Source organism: Marinobacter sp. 1-4A (assembly GCF_016597725.1).
Taxonomy (GTDB): domain Bacteria; phylum Pseudomonadota; class Gammaproteobacteria; order Pseudomonadales; family Oleiphilaceae; genus Marinobacter.
In genome coordinates this window covers 186,517-203,865 of sequence record NZ_VCGY01000003.1, presented here as the reverse complement: position 1 = coordinate 203,865, position 17,349 = coordinate 186,517, and the positions used below count along the sequence as shown (strand labels likewise).

At 54.0% G+C, this 17,349-nt stretch carries 17 protein-coding genes; 15 read left to right on the top strand and 2 right to left on the bottom strand.

Annotated features, from left to right (window positions below; translation table 11 throughout):
• Position 1 precedes the first annotated feature (1 nt).
• Complete coding sequence (locus tag FE845_RS08005; protein WP_200363247.1) at positions 2 to 2,779, bottom strand: endo alpha-1,4 polygalactosaminidase; 2,778 nt, start codon at positions 2,777 to 2,779, stop codon at positions 2 to 4.
• A 145-nt stretch (positions 2,780 to 2,924) separates the two neighbouring features.
• Positions 2,925 to 4,646 carry a sigma-54-dependent Fis family transcriptional regulator gene (locus tag FE845_RS08000; protein ID WP_200363245.1) on the bottom strand — a complete coding sequence of 574 codons (1,722 nt, stop codon included), beginning with the start codon at positions 4,644 to 4,646 and terminating at the stop codon, positions 2,925 to 2,927.
• Between the two features lie 360 nt (positions 4,647 to 5,006).
• On the opposite strand from FE845_RS08000, the gene FE845_RS07995 reads away from it, so the two are divergent.
• From FE845_RS07995 to dmpH, 15 genes are all read left to right on the top strand, one after another.
• Entirely contained in the window at positions 5,007 to 5,258 is a 252-nt protein-coding gene (locus FE845_RS07995; protein WP_200363243.1) for a phenol hydroxylase subunit, read from the top strand.
• A gap of 60 nt (positions 5,259 to 5,318) precedes the next feature.
• Positions 5,319 to 6,320 (top strand): aromatic/alkene monooxygenase hydroxylase subunit beta, encoded by a 1,002-nt coding sequence (locus FE845_RS07990; protein ID WP_200363241.1) that lies wholly within the window; start codon positions 5,319 to 5,321, stop codon positions 6,318 to 6,320.
• Positions 6,317 to 6,586 (top strand): MmoB/DmpM family protein, encoded by a 270-nt coding sequence (locus FE845_RS07985; protein ID WP_200363239.1) that lies wholly within the window; start codon positions 6,317 to 6,319, stop codon positions 6,584 to 6,586. Before FE845_RS07990 ends, FE845_RS07985 begins: the two co-directional genes overlap by 4 nt.
• A 14-nt stretch (positions 6,587 to 6,600) precedes the next feature.
• Positions 6,601 to 8,145 (top strand): aromatic/alkene/methane monooxygenase hydroxylase/oxygenase subunit alpha, encoded by a 1,545-nt coding sequence (locus tag FE845_RS07980; protein WP_200363237.1) that lies wholly within the window; start codon positions 6,601 to 6,603, stop codon positions 8,143 to 8,145.
• Between the two features lie 61 nt (positions 8,146 to 8,206).
• Positions 8,207 to 8,566, top strand: coding sequence for a phenol hydroxylase subunit P4 (locus FE845_RS07975; protein ID WP_200363235.1), 360 nt, complete (start codon positions 8,207 to 8,209; stop codon positions 8,564 to 8,566).
• Between the two features lie 10 nt (positions 8,567 to 8,576).
• Positions 8,577 to 9,638 carry an NADH:ubiquinone reductase (Na(+)-transporting) subunit F gene (locus tag FE845_RS07970; protein ID WP_200363233.1) on the top strand — a complete coding sequence of 354 codons (1,062 nt, stop codon included), beginning with the start codon at positions 8,577 to 8,579 and terminating at the stop codon, positions 9,636 to 9,638.
• 13 nt (positions 9,639 to 9,651) lie between these two features.
• Entirely contained in the window at positions 9,652 to 9,990 is a 339-nt protein-coding gene (locus FE845_RS07965; protein WP_200363231.1) for a 2Fe-2S iron-sulfur cluster binding domain-containing protein, read from the top strand.
• 5 nt (positions 9,991 to 9,995) lie between these two features.
• Positions 9,996 to 10,919, top strand: coding sequence for a catechol 2,3-dioxygenase (locus tag FE845_RS07960; RefSeq protein ID WP_200363229.1), 924 nt, complete (start codon positions 9,996 to 9,998; stop codon positions 10,917 to 10,919).
• Positions 10,920 to 11,030: 111 nt separating this feature from the next.
• Complete coding sequence (locus FE845_RS07955; protein ID WP_200363227.1) at positions 11,031 to 11,222, top strand: 2-hydroxymuconate tautomerase; 192 nt, start codon at positions 11,031 to 11,033, stop codon at positions 11,220 to 11,222.
• 43 nt (positions 11,223 to 11,265) lie between these two features.
• On the top strand, positions 11,266 to 12,153 hold the full coding sequence (locus FE845_RS07950; protein WP_200363225.1) for a transporter: 888 nt from the start codon (positions 11,266 to 11,268) through the stop codon (positions 12,151 to 12,153).
• A gap of 123 nt (positions 12,154 to 12,276) precedes the next feature.
• The gene (locus tag FE845_RS07945; RefSeq protein WP_200363223.1) at positions 12,277 to 13,734 is read left to right on the top strand and encodes a 2-hydroxymuconic semialdehyde dehydrogenase; all 1,458 of its coding nucleotides are present in this window, start codon (positions 12,277 to 12,279) and stop codon (positions 13,732 to 13,734) included.
• A gap of 9 nt (positions 13,735 to 13,743) precedes the next feature.
• Positions 13,744 to 14,529 carry a 2-oxopent-4-enoate hydratase gene (gene dmpE / locus FE845_RS07940; RefSeq protein WP_200363221.1) on the top strand — a complete coding sequence of 262 codons (786 nt, stop codon included), beginning with the start codon at positions 13,744 to 13,746 and terminating at the stop codon, positions 14,527 to 14,529.
• A gap of 29 nt (positions 14,530 to 14,558) precedes the next feature.
• Positions 14,559 to 15,470, top strand: a complete 912-nt coding sequence (locus tag FE845_RS07935; protein ID WP_200363219.1) for an acetaldehyde dehydrogenase (acetylating) — start codon at positions 14,559 to 14,561, stop codon at positions 15,468 to 15,470.
• 15 nt (positions 15,471 to 15,485) lie between these two features.
• Positions 15,486 to 16,514: a 4-hydroxy-2-oxovalerate aldolase gene (gene dmpG, locus FE845_RS07930; protein ID WP_200363217.1), complete on the top strand. Its 1,029-nt coding sequence runs from the start codon at positions 15,486 to 15,488 to the stop codon at positions 16,512 to 16,514.
• The gene (dmpH, locus tag FE845_RS07925) at positions 16,514 to 17,320 is read left to right on the top strand and encodes a 2-oxo-3-hexenedioate decarboxylase (RefSeq protein WP_200363215.1); all 807 of its coding nucleotides are present in this window, start codon (positions 16,514 to 16,516) and stop codon (positions 17,318 to 17,320) included. The genes dmpG and dmpH overlap by 1 nt, the downstream gene beginning before the upstream one ends.
• Positions 17,321 to 17,349: the final 29 nt, after the last annotated feature.

The following is a 17,349-nucleotide window of genomic DNA, read 5'->3' as shown; positions in this document are numbered from 1 at the left end:
ATCAGTGGCACTCCAGCTCAAAACGGCCACGGCTTTGTTCCGAGGCATGGAAGTGAAGACGTTTGTCGGAGTCTTTAGCAATGGACAGCTGCTGCCCTTTCACAGAGCAGCGAGATGCACCCGACAAGGTAAAGTCCAGTGGTTGATACCCTTCAAACGCCAGTGTTATGTGCCAGAGGTTGTTCCTCTGCTTGCGTTGCCATTGGACGATTTGCGCGTTTGCGGAATCCAGCACAGGCCCGATGACAGGGCCGGGGGAAAGGACCAGCAAGGGATCATCTCCTACGAGATGAACGAAGCGCAGCTTGCCCGCGTCATGAAAACCTGCGACGCCACGGCTGAGTGACATGTCGGGGTACTGGTCCTGACTGATGCGTACCGTTGAAGGCGGGCGTATACCGCGCCAACGAAAGCTGTGTTTATCAGGCTTCAGGAGAACCGAATAGTATTGTGCCTGCACCCGCTTGGCGTAGTCACTTAAATACAGAGGGGTTACCGGCTGGGAAAGTGCATAGGTGTAGACCTCTTCCAGCGCCCTGAGCGCTTCGGGTTTGGTGCCGGAGTAAAAGTGGTAATAGATGCTAATGGGTTTCAGGCGGTTGTTGGCTTCCAAAATCCGGAAGGTATCAATAACGTTGCGGAAGCCGTAAAACGGGCCGGTCCATAGGTCTGTGTACACGTTTTCATTCATTACGGCGGCATAGACCTGCAACTCGTCACCCACAGGGCGCGCATCGGGCCAAACGCCAGCCAACTCGGAATCGTAAGGCAGTGGGTGGGTATCGCCCCCGTTCACGTTGAGCAATCCCATTTCCCGGGTAACTCTCAGTGCCTCGGGGCCGGGGCGGGCATCTCCGGTCCAAAGAAACATAGACACGGGTTTATCATCGGGTGCCAAACGCTCGTTAATGTAACTGACCGAGTCGCGAATTTCCCGAACCAGAGACGGGGTGTATCCGGGTATATTCATTGAGTATCCGTAGAGGGTGTCCTCCGGATTCGGGGCGCTCTCGGGTCCGCCCTCAATCATGCGCCAGAAAAAAGGATGGCTGTATGAATGGGAAGCAACTTCCACATTGTCCATACGGAAAATAGCACGAGCACTTGCTTCTGCCTCTTGGCTGATGTCTGGATAGAGACCTTCCGGCGATGTTTCCGCTTCAATCACTGAAACGGTATGGGGAATATCGAAGACCTTGAGAATACGCTGCGCAATGGCGTCTGAACCCAGCGGGCTACCGGGCAGTTCGGCACGGGACACCAAGCCGTCGCCGTCAATGTGCGCAGTCAGTATGCGCCTGCCGCTTTCGGTGGTGCTGTCGATTGCCGGAAATGCTGGCAGTTTAAGAGCCTGTTTCAGAAAATCGAAAGGATCGAAAAGCCAGAATGCCTCATCCTCCGGGCCTCTTTCAAAAATGAACGGTGAAACAGCCACGCCGCCTTCAGAGTGGGTATAAACCGGGCTGAAACGGGTGCCGGTTACATCTGTTGCGCTAAGCCAGTAGTCAGCAGGGGACGCTTGCGGCAATGGTCCTGTAACCGCTGTAGGTAAGCGTTTACTTTCAAAGTTGCCCACAGAAGTGTGTTTGGGTGAGGTTTCGAGATCTCCGTTTGGCAAAGCCACGCGCTGGCTTTGCATCAGATTCCGACACTGGGTGTTTGTGGGTGTAAGCCCGAAAGTAACCACCGGCAGTTCTGACGATTGCCATCCGCTGAGCCAGCGACAGAAACCGGTTCTTTTAGCGTTGGCTTCCCACCAGACCACTACGCCTGCGTAGCGGTCATCCAAAGGTTCTTGCAAAAATGGCTGCAGGGTTGAGCGGTAGATAGGCACGAGCCCAAGCCGCTCTAACAGAATGCCAAGACGCCGGTGGGCGGCGCTTTGGTCAATTTGGCTTTGCGGTAGATCATGGAACACCAATACATGGCGCTTATGAACCGGCGGTTGTGTGGGGCCAAGTCGGTTCAGGTTGTGATCGGAAACATAGGGAATGAAGCCGTCCTGTGCGAGCGCTTCCGACTGTGCTTGGGTGTCGTCCTTGTTCGTGGCGTAGTCAATAGCAATGATCGGGGTGTCCGGGTGCACCTCGCGCCAGTGAGCAAGCTGGCCGGAGAGCCATTCACGGCTCTCGTCAGGAACACTGTGGTAGCGACGGCCGCCAGCTTCATAGCCGTGGCGCCACGATTCGAACGCTAGTGCATCCACTAGCTTATGGGCAGGCTCGGGCAAGTGGAAACCACGGTTTATAATGATGCGGCTTTGCGGGAAGCGCTCCCGAATATCCGCAATCAGCAGCCCCTGAGACTGGGCAAAAGCTTGCTGGTTTTCTTTGCCTTCAGAGGTAAGAAGATGGCTGTCTAGCGTATCCAGAAAAACGCCTTGAAACCCGCGGGCCATTTCCGGAGCGATTAACTGCTCCATCATGAAATTCCGAACATCGGCCCGGCGTATATCCAAAACCTCGCTCTTCCAAGCTTTGTTCTCCCCCAGCACCCAGTCGCTCTGTAGGCTTTTGGCTGCTTGGTGTGACCGGGCCATTTCTCCTGCGCTCAGATATACGATCGGGCGGGTTTGGCCTTGGTTCAATAGGTCGAGGCGGGCATTCGAGGTTTGGTCTGCTTGCAACACTAGCCAGTCGTAAGCGTATAGGCTGCCTATCGGCGCTTCGTTGCCGTAATAGAAGCCAACGTTGCGGGGAGATGCTGATTGTTGTGTGCCTGCAGCCAGCACAGAGGCGGACAAAAGGAGCAGTATACTGAGCAGGAAGTGTCGGATCATGTGGGCAGATGCTGCAAAAAATGTGTTGGAGTTCTACATTGTAACGCAAACTGAAACCAGTGACTTGCCTGCCTGATTTCCGAGGGTTGGCAAAGGAACCGGCGTGTTGATTGTGCAAGTCAGCGCTTCTGAGTCATTGGTACGCTTAATTTTTCTGCGGTATTCCGGCTTTTTTGAGCCGATAAGCCAGTGCTGGCCGGGTGAGCCCAAGCAAGCGTGCGGCCTCGGACACGTTCTGGCTTGCCTGACTCATCGCCCGCCGCATAAGAGTTTCTTCCACCTCATCCAGACTGATATTGTTGTTGATGATGCTCTCCGCCCAGTGCGCGGACCCTTCTTGTTGCAAATCGCCGGAGACTACCTGACCCGCGTCATCGATAAATTCCGAGGGTTGAGGCGAAGCCTGCTGGAATTCGCTGTTTCGGAAGACCGCAAAAAGCGCGTCCTGGCTGATGGACTCGTTATTGTCAGTGAGTATCACGCCGCGCTCGATCACGTTTTCCAATTCCCGGATATTGCCGGGCCAGCGATAGCGAAGGCAAAGCTCCAGCGCCTTGTCCGACAGGCCGAGGGTGTGTTTGTTATACTCTGCTTCGAACTTCCGTAGAAAGTGCTCGGTTAGAAGCGGGAGGTCTTCAAGGCGTTCGCGCAAAGGTGGAATCTGCACGGGAAAAACATTCAGGCGATAGTAGAGGTCTGCCCGGAATTTACCCGCTTCAACCGCCTCAGCAAGGCTTTCGTTTGTTGCAGTTATGATGCGCACATTGACCGATCGTGTGCGGTTATCGCCAACGCGCTCTAGCTCTCCCTCTTGAAGCACTCGTAGTAGCGAAGCCTGCGCTCGGGGTGTCAGTTCGACCACTTCATCCAGAAAAATCGTGCCTTTATCAGCCCGTTCAAATCGGCCCGGGCGGGATTGGTTAGCACCGGTAAAGGCGCCTTTTTCAACGCCAAAAAGTTCGGATTCAATAAGGTCCGGTGGTATGGCGGCACAATTGACGGCAACAAACGGCCTGTCAGCCCTTTCACTGCGCAAGTGAACACTGCGTGCGATCACTTCTTTACCAACACCGGTTTCACCAAGCAGCAACACCGAAACTTTTCCCAACGCTGCTTTATCAATCATTTTGCAGACTTTGTTGTAGGACGCCGACTGGCCAATGCCATAGTACTGCCCTTGTTGCTTTTCGAGGCTGCTGCGCAACGAGCTGACCTGAGATTGCAGATCGTAAAGTTCTTCTATGATGGGGTCTGCTTTGAAGTAACGGGCAAACTCTTCGGCGTCGTCCCACTGTTCAGCAGGCTTTCCTACAATAATGCATTTTTCATCCCCGCAGCCGCGGCAACTGGTTTCACGGAAAATGATTTCACGCCCCATGAACGAGGATGTATAGGCGCATGCATAGCCCAGCAAAGCCCAGCAAGCTGGCTCATCCATTTGCCCCAATTCGGTCTGGCAAATTTCCACTTCAAAAGAATCAATCCACTCCATTTCCGCATAGAAGTCGCCAGTTTCCTGATCGATGTCCACCTGAATAGGGGTAACGTTGACCATACCCTTCAGGGCATGGAGTTGCGGGCCAGCAAGAAAAATGTCCATCTCGTCGCAGTGCGGGCGAAGCTTACGTGCCAGCTCTGCATCCTTCAGGCCGGACTGGTAGCCAAGGCGCAGAAAAAAGCCCTTTGCTCTTGCAATGCCCATGCTGTTAACCATTTCGCGCCGGAATGCGCCCATGGCGCTCACAGCCATCAACAGCATGCGCTGCTCACCAAGCCAGATTTTTCCTTCGGAGCTCAGGAATCGAATTTGGTCAGTAAGGTCTTGAAATTTAATGTTTTTCAGTTTCGGCTTATAACTGACAGCCATGCTCGGGTCCCCTTTTGTTTTTGTGTGGGGTAAAGGCGAACGCTCGGAATCTGCGACAGTCATGTATCCACAGATTGATGTCGAAAATCAATCAAATGATAAAAAACAATCGGAAAGTACTAGATGATCTAGAGCGATTCATCAATTGCTCACTTAATTTTTTGTTTTTTATCAAATGATCAAATTTTCCTGATCAACCTCAAATTTTAAAAACTATTTTCTGATGCTTAAACAACTCCGATTCCTCTAAAAAATCAATAAAAACAGTTTTTTGGTATTGCTTTTGGCAGCCCTAAGAAAATTGTGGCACAGCCGTTGCTCAAACCTATTTAACAAACAACAACGATAACGGGGTCAGCAATGGAACACCGAGTAAAGACCTTCAACGAGTACACCCGCTACATCCGGGTTCGCAGCGCACCAGAGGACAAGTTTGTGGAGTTCGATTTTGCAATCGGCTACCCCGAACTGTTTGTCGAGCTGGTGCTGCCCCGAGGCGCCTTCAAGACTTTCTGTGAGCACAACAACGTAGTGCACATGGATTCCGCGATGATCCGCCAGATTGATGAAGACATGGTCAAGTGGCGTTTCGGAGAGAACGGCCACCGCTAGAAAGCAGCTAACCACCAGCGCCAACATCCACCTCACAACAACAATGATGGTAGGGCAGTTATGACTATTGAAATAAAAACCACCTCTGTGGAACCCATTCGCAATACCTACTCCGCGATAGCTCGCAGGTTTGGTGACAAGCCGGCAACCCGCTATCAGGAAGCCAGTTTTGATATCGAAGCCAAAACCAATTTTCACTACCGGCCGCTGTGGGATCCGAAGCGCACTTTGAACGACCCCAGCCGTACTGCCATGCAAATGGATGACTGGTATGCCGTAACCGATCCGCGCCAGTTTTTCTACGGCGCCTATGTCGGCAACCGGGCCAAGATGCAGGAAGCTGCAGAAAGCAACTTTGGCTTCTGCGACAAGCGAAACCTGCTGACCCGCCTGCCTGAGGAAACCCAGCACCAGCTCCTACGACTGTTAGTGCCCCTGCGCCATGTTGAGCTGGGCGCGAATATGAACAACAGCAAAATCGCGGGCGATGCTATCGCGACTACCGTTGCCCAGATGCACATGTTTGCTGCAACCGACCGACTGGGGATTGGCCAGTACCTGTCCCGTATTGCTCTGCTGCTCGATGGCAGCACAGGCAAGGCGCTGGATGAATCCAAAACCTTCTGGATGGACGACGAACTCTGGCAGCCCATGCGCAAACTGGTGGAAGACATGCTGGTGATCGATGACTGGTTCGAGCTCACGCTTGTGCAGAACGTTCTTCTGGATGGCCTTATGTATCCGTTGATCTACGACAGGATGGACGCTTGGTTGGGCGAGCAGGGTGCCGAGGATGTGTCTCTGCTCACCGAGTTCCAACGCGACTGGTTCAAGGAATCTCTGCGTTGGACCAACGCAATGACCAAGACCGTTGTTGGCGAGAGCGAGGGTAACCGTGAACAGCTCCAGATATGGGTGACCCAGTGGGAGCCTCGCGCTTATGAGGCCTTGAAACCGATTGCTCAGGCTACGACCGGTCTCGATGCCCTGGACGAAATCCGCGCAGAGCTTTCTGTCCGGCTTAAGAAAGTTGGTCTTGAAAGTACAGGAGTTCAGGCATGAGCCAGAAAGTATTTATCGCATTTCAGGACAACGACAACGCCCGCTATTTGGTTGAAGCGGTAATGCAGGACAACCCGGAGGCTGAGGTACAGCACCAACCGGCCATGATCCGGATTGAGGCGGAAAAACGTCTGGTTATTAACCGCGCAACCATGGAAGAGACACTCGGTCGCGAATGGGATGTTCAGGAAATGCTGATTGATGTGATCAGTATTGGCGGCAATGTCGACGAAGACGACGACCACTTCATTCTTCAGTGGAACTGATTGGGAGATCCAAGATGGCTATTAAAAACAAGAAGCTGAACCTGAAAGACAAGTACCAGTACCTTACCCGTGATATGGCCTGGGAGCCCACGTACCAGAAAAAAGAAGACATCTATCCGGATGAGCAGTTTGAGGGCATCAAGATTACCGATTGGTCGCAATGGGAAGACCCGTTTCGCCTGACCATGGATGCCTACTGGAAGTACCAGGCCGAGAAAGAAAAGAAGCTGTACGCAATTTTTGATGCGTTTGCTCAGAACAACGGCCATCAGAACATTACTGACGCCCGTTACGTTAACGCGCTGAAGCTGTTCCTTTCGGGCGTTTCGCCACTCGAATACGCGGCATTTCAGGGGTATGCGCGGGTTGGTCGCCAGTTTAGTGGGGCCGGTGCCAGAGTCGCTTGCCAACTGCAGGCCATTGACGAGTTGCGCCACTCCCAGACCCAGCAACACGCAATGAGCCATTACAACAAACATTTCAATGGCTTGCACGATGCGGCACACCAGCATGACAGGATCTGGTTCCTTTCGGTTCCCAAATCTTTCTTCGATGACGCACGATCTGCGGGCCCTTTCGAGTTTCTGACAGCCATTTCGTTCTCGTTTGAATACGTTCTGACCAACCTGCTGTTTGTGCCCTTTATGTCGGGTGCCGCCTATAACGGTGATATGGCTACGGTCACTTTCGGGTTCTCTGCCCAGTCGGATGAAGCACGTCACATGACCCTCGGCCTTGAGGTGATCAAGTTCATACTTGAGCAGCACGAGGACAACGTACCGATCATCCAGCGCTGGATCGACAAGTGGTTCTGGCGTGGCTTCCGCCTACTGAGTCTGGTGGGAATGATGATGGACTACATGTTGCCCAACAAGGTGATGTCCTGGGCGGAAGCCTGGGAAGTTTACTACGAGCAGAATGGTGGAGCCCTGTTCAAGGATCTGGAGCGCTACGGCATTCGTCCTCCCAAGTATCAGGATGTTGCGAATGCTGCCAAGAACCACGTCAGCCATCAGGCCTGGGGCACTTTCTACCAGTATAGTCAGGCCACCAACTTCCACACCTGGATGCCTGAAGAAGAAGAGATGACCTGGCTCTCTGAGAAGTATCCGGAGACTTTCGACAAGTACTATCGCGCTCGTTTTGAACACTGGGACAAAGAGCAGAAAGAGGGACGTCGTTTCTACAACAATACGCTTCCCCAGCTCTGTCAGGTGTGCCAGATACCGGTGATCTTTACCGAAAAAGACGATCCGTCAGTGTTCAGTCATCGCCAGATCAAGCACGAAGGTGAGCGCTACCATTTCTGCTCCGACGGTTGCTGCGACATCTTCAAGAACGAGCCAGAGAAGTACATACAGGCTTGGCTGCCAGTACATCAGATTTATCAGGGTAACTGCGGTGGTGCGGACGTCGCGACAGTGGTTGAGAAGTATTACCACATCAATCTTGGCGTCGACAACATGGAATATCACGGCTCGCCGGATCACCAGCGTTGGCTGGATATCAAGGGCCTGAAGCCATTGCAGTCGAATAGCGAGAAAAAGACCGCAGCCTGACCAGATTTGCCCGCCCTCGCTGTCAGCCCGGGCGGGCCACCAAAACAAGAAGGAGAACACCATGAGTGTTAACGCTATATCCGAATATCACGCAGAACCCAAAGACCGTGTCGAGAACTTCAACGGCATGCAGCTGCTTTATGTCTACTGGCCCAAGCATCTGATGTTCTGCGCACCTTTTGCGTTGCTGGTTGCGCCGGACATGACCTTTGGTGCGTTTGTAGACGAGCTGCTCAAGCCTGCGGCTGCCGGGCACCCGGATTCCGAAAAAGCTGACTTTCTGAATGCCCAGTGGCTGCTTAACGGTGAAGCCTTCACCCCAGACCCGGCCTCCACGCTGATCGACAGCGGTATTGACCATAAAAGCATGCTGACCGTAACCACTCCGGGCCTGGAAGGCATCCGGGGTTCCGCATCCTGAGGGTTGAGTTATGAGCCATACCGTAACCATTGAGCCGATTGGCGAACAGATTGAAGTTGAAGATGGCCAGACCATCCTTCAGGCCGCGCTTCGTAGTGGTGTGTGGTTGCCCTTTGCTTGTGGCCACGGAACCTGTGGAACCTGCAAGGTCCAGGTGGTCGACGGTGATGTGGATCTGGGAGAAGCCTCTTCATTTGCGTTGATGGACAGTGAGCGAGAAGAGGGCAAGGTGCTGGCTTGCTGCGCCACGCTTGAAAGTGACGTGACCATTGAAGCGGACATTGATGTAGATGAAGACTTTGAGGGGTATCCGGTTGAGGATTATCAAGCCACGGTCACCCAAATTGTTGACCTGTCGCCAACCATCAAGGGCGTGCACTTAAAGCTTGACCGAGGAATGGCCTTTCAGGCTGGCCAGTACATCAATATTGATTTGCCTGACGTGGAAGGCTCCCGGGCCTTCTCGCTGGCGAATCCTCCTAGCCGTGCAGATGAAGTGGAACTGCATATCCGGCTGGTCGAAGGGGGCGCGGCCACATCCTTCATTCACCAGCAGTTAAAAGAAGGTGACAGACTGAACCTGTCAGGGCCATACGGGCAGTTCTTTGTGCGCAGCTCCCAGCCGGGTGATCTCATTTTCATTGCCGGTGGCTCCGGGCTTTCCAGCCCCCAAAGCATGATTCTGGACCTGCTGGCGCAGGACGATGACCGGCAGATCGTGCTCTTTCAAGGCGCCCGCAATCTGGAAGAACTCTATAACCGAGAGCTTTTTGAAGGTCTGGCACGTGACCATGAAAACTTTACCTATGTCCCCGCCTTGAGTCAGGCCGAGGAGGACGTCAGCTGGCAAGGGTTCAAGGGGTACGTGCACGATGCCGCGAAAGCGCATTTTGACGAACGCTTTTCGGGCCGAAAAGCCTACCTCTGTGGGCCGCCACCAATGATTGATGCGGCCCTCACCGCACTGATGCGAGGGCGACTGTTTGAACGGGATATTTTCATGGAGAAATTCCTGACGGCGGCTGACGGAGCGGAAGATGGACAGCGCTCTGCCCTGTTTAAAAAAATCTGATGGGGGCCGGCCCATGGGCGAGTTCTTGCAAGTCACCGAACAGTGCAGTGGTCAGTCGTTTCGTTGCAAGTCTGGCCAGAGCGTTCTCAAGGCTATGGAGCAACAGGGGCTGAAATGCGTGCCGGTTGGCTGCAGGGGTGGTGGTTGTGGCTTCTGCAAGGTTACCGTGCTCAGTGGCCAGTATTCCTGTGGAAAGATGAGCCGGATGCACGTGCCCCCGGAAGCGCTTGCACAGGATCAGGTGCTGGCCTGTCGCATCTATCCATTGACCGATCTGATTATTGAATGCCGGCCGCAGCAACCTGCAGCCAGACACACGAATGAGCACACAACAACAAAAGCAATGAGGTAATGATTATGAAAAAGGGTGTAATGCGTCCCGGTCACGTCCAGATCCGTGTTCTCGATATGGATGAAGCCGTCAAACACTACAGCGACCTTTTGGGCCTGATCGAAATGGACCGTGATGATCAAGGTCGCGTGTATTTAAAGGCTTGGACCGAGGTGGACAAGTTCTCCGTCGTGCTTCGTGAGGCAGATGAGCCTGGTATGGACTTTATGGCTTTCAAGTGCCTCAGCGAAGAGGTGGTGGATCAATTGCGTGGCGAACTCGCCGCGTTTGGCTGTGAGATCGAAGACGTTCCCGAGGGTGAACTTAAGGACTGCGGGCGCCGGGTGCGTTTTATCGCCCCCACCGGACACGCCTTTGAAATCTTCGCTACGAAGAAGCAGACCGGTAAATGGGGTGTGGGCAATCACAACCCGGAAGCCTGGCCGCGCGGACTTGAAGGTATGAAGGCAACGCGTTTCGACCATTGCCTGCTCTACGGTCCTAACCTGGATGAAACTCTGAATTTGTTCCGTGATGTGCTCGGTTTTGATCTGGCTGAGCAAGTAATAGCTCCTGACGGCAAACGGGTTGCACAGTTCCTGACGGTCAGCACCAAGGCGCACGATATCGCGTTTATTCACCATGAGGAGCCGGGTAAGTTCCACCACGCATCGTTTTTCCTGGAGACCTGGCAGGACGTTCTCAAGGCCGCCGACCTGCTGTCCATGACCGACACCTCCATTGATATCGGCCCCACGCGTCACGGCCTGACTCACGGCCAGACAATCTACTTCTTCGACCCTTCAGGCAATCGCAACGAAGTTTTCGCCGGTGGTGATTATCACTACCCGGACCATGAGCCAGTGACCTGGGACGCCGAGGAACTGGGCAAAGCCATTTTCTACCACGACCGGGCACTGAACGAGCGGTTCCTGTCCGTACTGACCTGATAAACCGGGTGCTGGAAACAAGCACCCTCAGCACAGTTGCCGGTGACAGAATCACCGGCTGTTGCAGGTTTGTGGGTCTGGGTGCCGGTTCCCATCGAATAAGGAGAGGTTATGCCAATTGCACAGCTTTATATCATTGAAGGTCGCAGTGATGAGCAAAAGGAAACGCTGATCCGGGAGGTGAGCGAAGCCATGGCACGCTCCCTGGATGCACCTAAGGAGCGCATACGAGTGTTGATTACCGAAATGCCCAAACAGCACTTCGGCATAGCGGGTCAGTCTGCGAAAAAGCTCGGGCGCTAGATCAAAAACACAACTTCCAAAAATTACAAAAAAGGACGTATCGATGAGATACACAAAAATACTGACTCTGGCGGGCCTTTTGGCGGCGGCTCCACTTTCGTCTCCCGCGCTGGCCGCCAACGGACACTATGTTCCAGGCGTGGAAGGTATAGGTGGCCCTGCCGTTCCGCCGCCGGGGGTTTACTACCGTGGTTATCTGGTGCGTTACGACATCGACAATCTGAGAGACGGCCAGGCTAACAAAGCACCCGGCAAGAACACAGGTGAAGTGACAGCCTTGGCCAACCGGTTTATCTGGATCACGGATAAAACGTTTTTGGGTGCCAACTATGGTGTGGAAACCATAATTCCGTTGCAGAACACCTCGCTTGATTTCAGAGGCGTGGGCGTAAAGGACAGCGATAGCGGCCTCGGTGACATCTTTGTTGGGCCGGTTGTTTTGGGGTGGCATGGACAACAATGGGACGCGGTGTTTGCTGCGGGCCACTGGTTTGAGACTGCAAGTTATGAGCCCACGGAGCCAGCATCAATCGGTAAGGGGCATGGCACTACCATGCTGACCCTGGGTGGAAACTGGCATTTTGATGCAGATAAAAACTGGTCTTTTTCAGCGCTGTCCCGGTACGAAATCAAGACCGAGCAGGATGATACCGGTGTTACGCCCGGGGACAGCTACCTGATCGAGTGGGCCCTGAGCCACCGCCTGGACACCGGACTGGATATCGGTTTGGTGGGCTATGAAGCCTGGCAACTGGAGGGCGATAAAGGTGGCTCTACCGATAAAGCTGAGAAGCATGCTCTCGGCGCTGAAGCAGGCTATTTCTGGCCCAACCACGGGCTGGGTCTGAACGCCGCTTTTTACCAGGAATATAACAACGAGGCAGGGCCGGAAGGGGCTTTGCTGCGCCTGCATCTTACCAAGGTGTTTTAAGGTCAGGAGATCAAGCTCTCGAAAACAGGCGAGAGCTTGATCGAGCTAAGGACACTGAGATGTTACTCGAACAACCAGAACGCTGCGGCAGTGCGCAGACATAGTTAACGAAAAAGGTGAGCCATGAAAGAGTTCAAACATTTTATCAATGGCGAGTATGTGCCGTCTGCCAGCGGCAAGTTATTTGAAAACCGCTGCCCGGTCGACAACAGCCTGATTGGCAAGGTTTATGAAGCCGGTGAAGCGGAAGTCGATACTGCTGTCCGTGCTGCCAAGGCCGCCCTGAAAGGCTCTTGGGGTAAAATGACGCAAAAGCAGCGATCTGAAATGCTGTACAAAATTGCTGATCGCATTAATGAGCGTTTTGACGAGTTTCTGGATGCAGAGTGCCTCGATACTGGCAAGCCGCGCTCCATGGCCAGCCATATAGATATTCCCCGTGGTGCAGCTAACTTCAAAGAATTTGCGGAATCCATGAGCCATCCGACCGAAGGTTTCCGGATGGACACCCCGGATGGGGCAGGTGCCTTGAATGTTGGCCACCGCACACCAAAGGGGGTTATCGCTGTTGTCTCCCCATGGAACCTGCCATTGCTGCTGATGACCTTCAAGGTTGGCCCCGCGTTGGCCTGTGGTAACACCGTTGTTGTTAAGCCATCGGAAGAAACTCCGGCTACGGCCACACTGCTTGGCGAGGTTATGAACGAATGTGGCGTACCACCCGGTGTGTTTAATGTAGTACACGGCTTTGGCCCGGATTCTGCCGGAGCTTTCCTGACGTCTCACCCACTGGTGGATGCCATCACGTTCACCGGCGAAACCCGCACGGGTGAAACCATCATGAGAGCGGCGTCTGTGGGCTTGCGCAACGTCTCCATGGAATGCGGTGGCAAGAACCCCGGCCTTGTGTTCGCAGACTGTGATCTCGAAAAAGCCGTTGAAGGCACCATGCGTTCTGCGTTTGTTAACTGTGGCCAGGTTTGCCTGGGCACCGAGCGGGTTTATGTGGAGCGTTCGATTTTTGACCAGTTCCTTGCCCGCATGAAGGAAGAAGTAGCCAAGCTGAAGCTGGGCCGCCCGGAAGACCCCGAGGCTAACTTTGGGCCGCTGGTCAGCTTGGAGCATCGCGACAAGGTGAAGAGCTACTACGATCTGGCGCGGGAAGAAGGTGCAACCGTTGAGATCGGTGGTGGCATTCCGGACATGGGTGCCGAACTGAATGACGGTGCCTGGATTGAGCCGACGATCTGGACAGGTTTGCCTGATGACGCTCGCGTTGTGCGCGAAGAGATTTTTGGTCCCTGCTGCCATATCCGCCCGTTTGATACCGAAGACGAAGCCATCGCTTTGGCTAATGACACCAATTACGGCTTGGCCTGCGCAATCTGGACCGAAAACTCGGCCCGCGCAATCCGTGTGGCACAGCAGATGGAAGTTGGTCTGGCCTGGGTGAACTCCTGGTTCCTGCGGGATCTGCGCACTTCATTTGGTGGTGCCAAGCAGTCCGGCCTGGGTCGCGAGGGTGGTGTACACGGCCTCGAGTTCTACTCCGAAACCAAAAATATCTGCATCAAACTCTGAGGAACGGACATGGACAAGCAACAGATTCAGGCCTGTGGTGATGAGCTTTACGAGGGCATGATTAACCGCATTCCCGTGCGCCCGCTGACAGAGCGTTTTACCAATATCAGCATTGAGGATGCCTACAACATTTCTCTCCGGGTTATGGAGCGCCGTATCGAGTCTGGAGAAAAGGTTATCGGTAAAAAGATCGGCCTGACCTCGAAGGCTGTGCAAAACATGCTCAAGGTTGGCCAGCCTGACTTCGGGTACCTCACCGACAAAATGGCATACAGCCAAGGCGAAGAAGTTCAGATTTCCGACCGCCTAATGCAGCCCAAAGCCGAGGGTGAAATTGCCTTCATTCTGAAAAAAGACCTGATGGGCCCGGGGTTGACAGCGGCCGATGTGCTGGCAGCAACCGATTGTGTACTCCCTTGTTTTGAGGTGGTCGACTCCCGTATCGAAAACTGGGAAATAAAAATTCAGGACACCGTGGCCGACAACGCTTCCTGCGGTGTCTTCCTGCTGGGCGATCGCGCGGTGAATCCGCGCAAGGTGGATCTGGCTACCTGCGGCATGGTGGTGGAAAAGAACGGCTCGATTATCAGTACCGGTGCAGGTGCAGCGGCTTTAGGTAGCCCGGTGACCTGCGTTACCTGGCTGGCAAACACCCTTGGGCAGTTTGGCATTCCATTGAAAGCTGGCGAAGTGATCCTGTCCGGTTCGCTGGTGCCTTTGGAGCCAGTGCAGGCCGGTGACTTTATGAGTGTAAGCATCGGTGGAATTGGCAGTGCGTCTGTCCGCTTTATCTGACCGGCCCCATTGATAACAGGAATACGATTATGAACAAAAAACTTAAAGCGGTCATTATCGGCCCAGGCAATATCGGTACCGACATGCTCATGAAAATGCAGCGTTCCGAGTGGATTGAGCCCGTCTGGATGGTGGGCATCGACCCGGAATCCGAAGGTCTCAAGCGTGCTGCCGAAATGGGCATTAAAACCTGCTCAACCGGGGTAGATGGTGTTCTGGAACATATCATCGCGGATGATGTTCGCGTTGCTTTCGATGCAACGTCCGCCTACGTCCATGCCGAGAACAGCCGCAAGCTGAACGAACTGGGCGTCATTATGGTGGACCTGACACCTGCAGCCGTTGGGCCCTTCTGTGTGCCACCGGTGAACCTGACCGACCATGCCAGAAACCTGGAAATGAACGTCAACATGGTGACCTGCGGTGGCCAGGCGACGATTCCGATGATTGCAGCTGTCAGCCGTGTTCAGCCAGTGGCCTACGGCGAGATTGTCGCTACGGTGTCTTCACGTTCAGTGGGCCCGGGTACGCGCCAGAACATCGATGAGTTCACCCGCACCACAGCGGGTGCCGTGGAGAAAGTGGGTGGGGCCAAAGAAGGCAAGGCGATCATCATCATCAACCCGGCAGAACCGCCGCTGATGATGCGTGACACCATCCATTGTCTCACCGAAGGTGAGCCGGACCAGACCGCTATTACAGAATCCATCCACGCCATGGTGAAGGAAGTACAGAAGTACGTTCCGGGTTACACCCTGATCAACGGCCCCATTTTTGATGGCAACAAGGTCAGTTGTTATATGCAAGTGGAAGGGTTGGGCGATTTCCTGCCCAAGTACGCTGGCAATCTTGACATCATGACAGCCGCCGCTCTGCGCACTGCCGAGATGTTTGCTGAAGAAGCTGCCGACGGCACCATCACATTGCCGGCACGCGGCTAAGCGGGGGAGAGAACAATGAACTTGAACGGTAAAAAAGTCACGCTGCACGATATGAGCTTGCGCGATGGTATGCACGCAAAGCGCCATCAGATTAGTCTGGACGAGATGGTGAGTATCTCAACGGCCATGGATGAAGCCGGTATGCCGCTGATTGAAGTCACCCACGGCGATGGCTTGGGCGGACGCTCACTGAACTATGGCTTTCCGGCCCACAGCGATGAGGAGTACCTCCGTGCGGTGGTGCCGAAAATGAAAAACGCCAGGATCTCTGCGCTGCTGCTGCCGGGAATCGGTACGGTTGATCACCTGAAAATGGCGAAAGATTGCGGTGTTTCCACCATCCGCGTGGCCACCCACTGCACAGAAGCCGACGTGTCGGAACAGCACATCGGCATGGCCGCGAAAATGGAGATGGACACGGTTGGTTTCCTGATGATGGCGCACATGGTCAGTCCGGAGAAAATTCTGGAGCAGGCCAAGCTGATGGTTAGCTATGGTGCTAACTGCATCTACGCCACCGATTCTGCCGGCTACATGCTGCCGGATGATGTCACTGCGCACATCGGTTTGCTGCGCACCGAACTGCCTTCCAATGTCGAAATCGGTTTCCACGGCCACCATAATCTGGGCATGGGCATTGCCAACTCGCTGGCGGCGATTGAAGCAGGTGCATCCCGAATCGATGGTTCCGTTGCGGGCCTGGGTGCTGGAGCTGGGAACACGCCGCTGGAAGTGTTTTGTGCCGTACTGGAGCGCATGGGTGTAGAAACCGGTGTGGATCTATACAAGATCATGGATGTGGCTGAAGACCTGGTGGTACCGATGATGGACCAGCCGATCCGTGTGGACAGAAATGCCCTGACTCTGGGTTATGCGGGCGTTTACTCCTCGTTCCTGCTGTTCGCAGAAAGGGCCGAGAAAAAGTATGGCATTTCAGCCCGTGACATTCTGGTTGAACTGGGCCGGCGCGGCACCGTGGGCGGGCAAGAAGACATGATTGAAGACCTGGCGCTGACCATGGCTAAAGAAAAGGGATTGATCTGATGACTGAAGCATATGAGAACAAACTGACCCAGGCGCAGATTGAAGAGTTGGCGATCCACTGCGAGAACGCCGAACTTGAAGCTTATGAGATCACCAAGATCACCGACGACTACCCGCAAATGACCTATAAGGATGCCTTCGACATCCAGTGGGAAATGCGTCGTCGCAAGGAAGAGCGCGGTCACAAGATTGTTGGCATGAAAATGGGCCTTACCTCCTGGGCCAAGATGGCACAGATGGGTGTTGAGCAGCCTTGTTATGGTTTCCTTGCGGACTATTTTAGTGTGCCTGAAGGTGGTGAGATCAAGCACGATGAGCTGATTCATCCCAAGATTGAGGCAGAGCTGGCCTTTGTACTCAAGGACGAACTGAAAGGGCCGGGTGTACACATAGGCGATGTGCTGCGTGCCACCGATTTCGTTATGCCCGCGGTTGAAGTGATCGATTCCCGTTACAAGGATTTCAAATTTGACCTCAAAAGCGTGATCGCCGATAACTCGTCATCCAGCCGTTTCGTAACCGGCGGGCGCATGGCCGATGTTGCAGATGTAGACCTGAAGACCATCGGCGTGGTGATGGAAATCAACGGCGAAGTGGTTCAGACCGGTGCGGGAGCTGCGGTATTGGGGCACCCGGCTGCTTCGGTAGCCATGCTAGCCAATATGATGGGAGAGCGTGGAGAGAGCTTGCCGGCTGGCAGTTTTATCATGATCGGAGCTATCACGGCGGCGGTTCAGGTTGATAAAGGTGATGCTTTTACCGTGCGCTATCAGGATTTAGGCACCTTAAGCGGTAAATTTGTTTAAGGGCCTATGCTTTGCGTGTGTTTCAGACC

Bases quoted from the DNA above. Each gene is read 5' to 3' on its own strand.
- FE845_RS08005 (WP_200363247.1), bottom strand. From the start codon at position 2,779: ATGATCCGACACTTCCTGCTCAGTATACTGCTCCTTTTGTCCGCCTCT.
- FE845_RS08000 (WP_200363245.1), bottom strand. From the start codon at position 4,646: ATGGCTGTCAGTTATAAGCCGAAACTGAAAAACATTAAATTTCAAGAC.
- FE845_RS07995 (WP_200363243.1), top strand. From the start codon at position 5,007: ATGGAACACCGAGTAAAGACCTTCAACGAGTACACCCGCTACATCCGG.
- FE845_RS07990 (WP_200363241.1), top strand. From the start codon at position 5,319: ATGACTATTGAAATAAAAACCACCTCTGTGGAACCCATTCGCAATACC.
- FE845_RS07985 (WP_200363239.1), top strand. From the start codon at position 6,317: ATGAGCCAGAAAGTATTTATCGCATTTCAGGACAACGACAACGCCCGC.
- FE845_RS07980 (WP_200363237.1), top strand. From the start codon at position 6,601: ATGGCTATTAAAAACAAGAAGCTGAACCTGAAAGACAAGTACCAGTAC.
- FE845_RS07975 (WP_200363235.1), top strand. From the start codon at position 8,207: ATGAGTGTTAACGCTATATCCGAATATCACGCAGAACCCAAAGACCGT.
- FE845_RS07970 (WP_200363233.1), top strand. From the start codon at position 8,577: ATGAGCCATACCGTAACCATTGAGCCGATTGGCGAACAGATTGAAGTT.
- FE845_RS07965 (WP_200363231.1), top strand. From the start codon at position 9,652: ATGGGCGAGTTCTTGCAAGTCACCGAACAGTGCAGTGGTCAGTCGTTT.
- FE845_RS07960 (WP_200363229.1), top strand. From the start codon at position 9,996: ATGAAAAAGGGTGTAATGCGTCCCGGTCACGTCCAGATCCGTGTTCTC.
- FE845_RS07955 (WP_200363227.1), top strand. From the start codon at position 11,031: ATGCCAATTGCACAGCTTTATATCATTGAAGGTCGCAGTGATGAGCAA.
- FE845_RS07950 (WP_200363225.1), top strand. From the start codon at position 11,266: ATGAGATACACAAAAATACTGACTCTGGCGGGCCTTTTGGCGGCGGCT.
- FE845_RS07945 (WP_200363223.1), top strand. From the start codon at position 12,277: ATGAAAGAGTTCAAACATTTTATCAATGGCGAGTATGTGCCGTCTGCC.
- dmpE (WP_200363221.1), top strand. From the start codon at position 13,744: ATGGACAAGCAACAGATTCAGGCCTGTGGTGATGAGCTTTACGAGGGC.
- FE845_RS07935 (WP_200363219.1), top strand. From the start codon at position 14,559: ATGAACAAAAAACTTAAAGCGGTCATTATCGGCCCAGGCAATATCGGT.
- dmpG (WP_200363217.1), top strand. From the start codon at position 15,486: ATGAACTTGAACGGTAAAAAAGTCACGCTGCACGATATGAGCTTGCGC.
- dmpH (WP_200363215.1), top strand. From the start codon at position 16,514: ATGACTGAAGCATATGAGAACAAACTGACCCAGGCGCAGATTGAAGAG.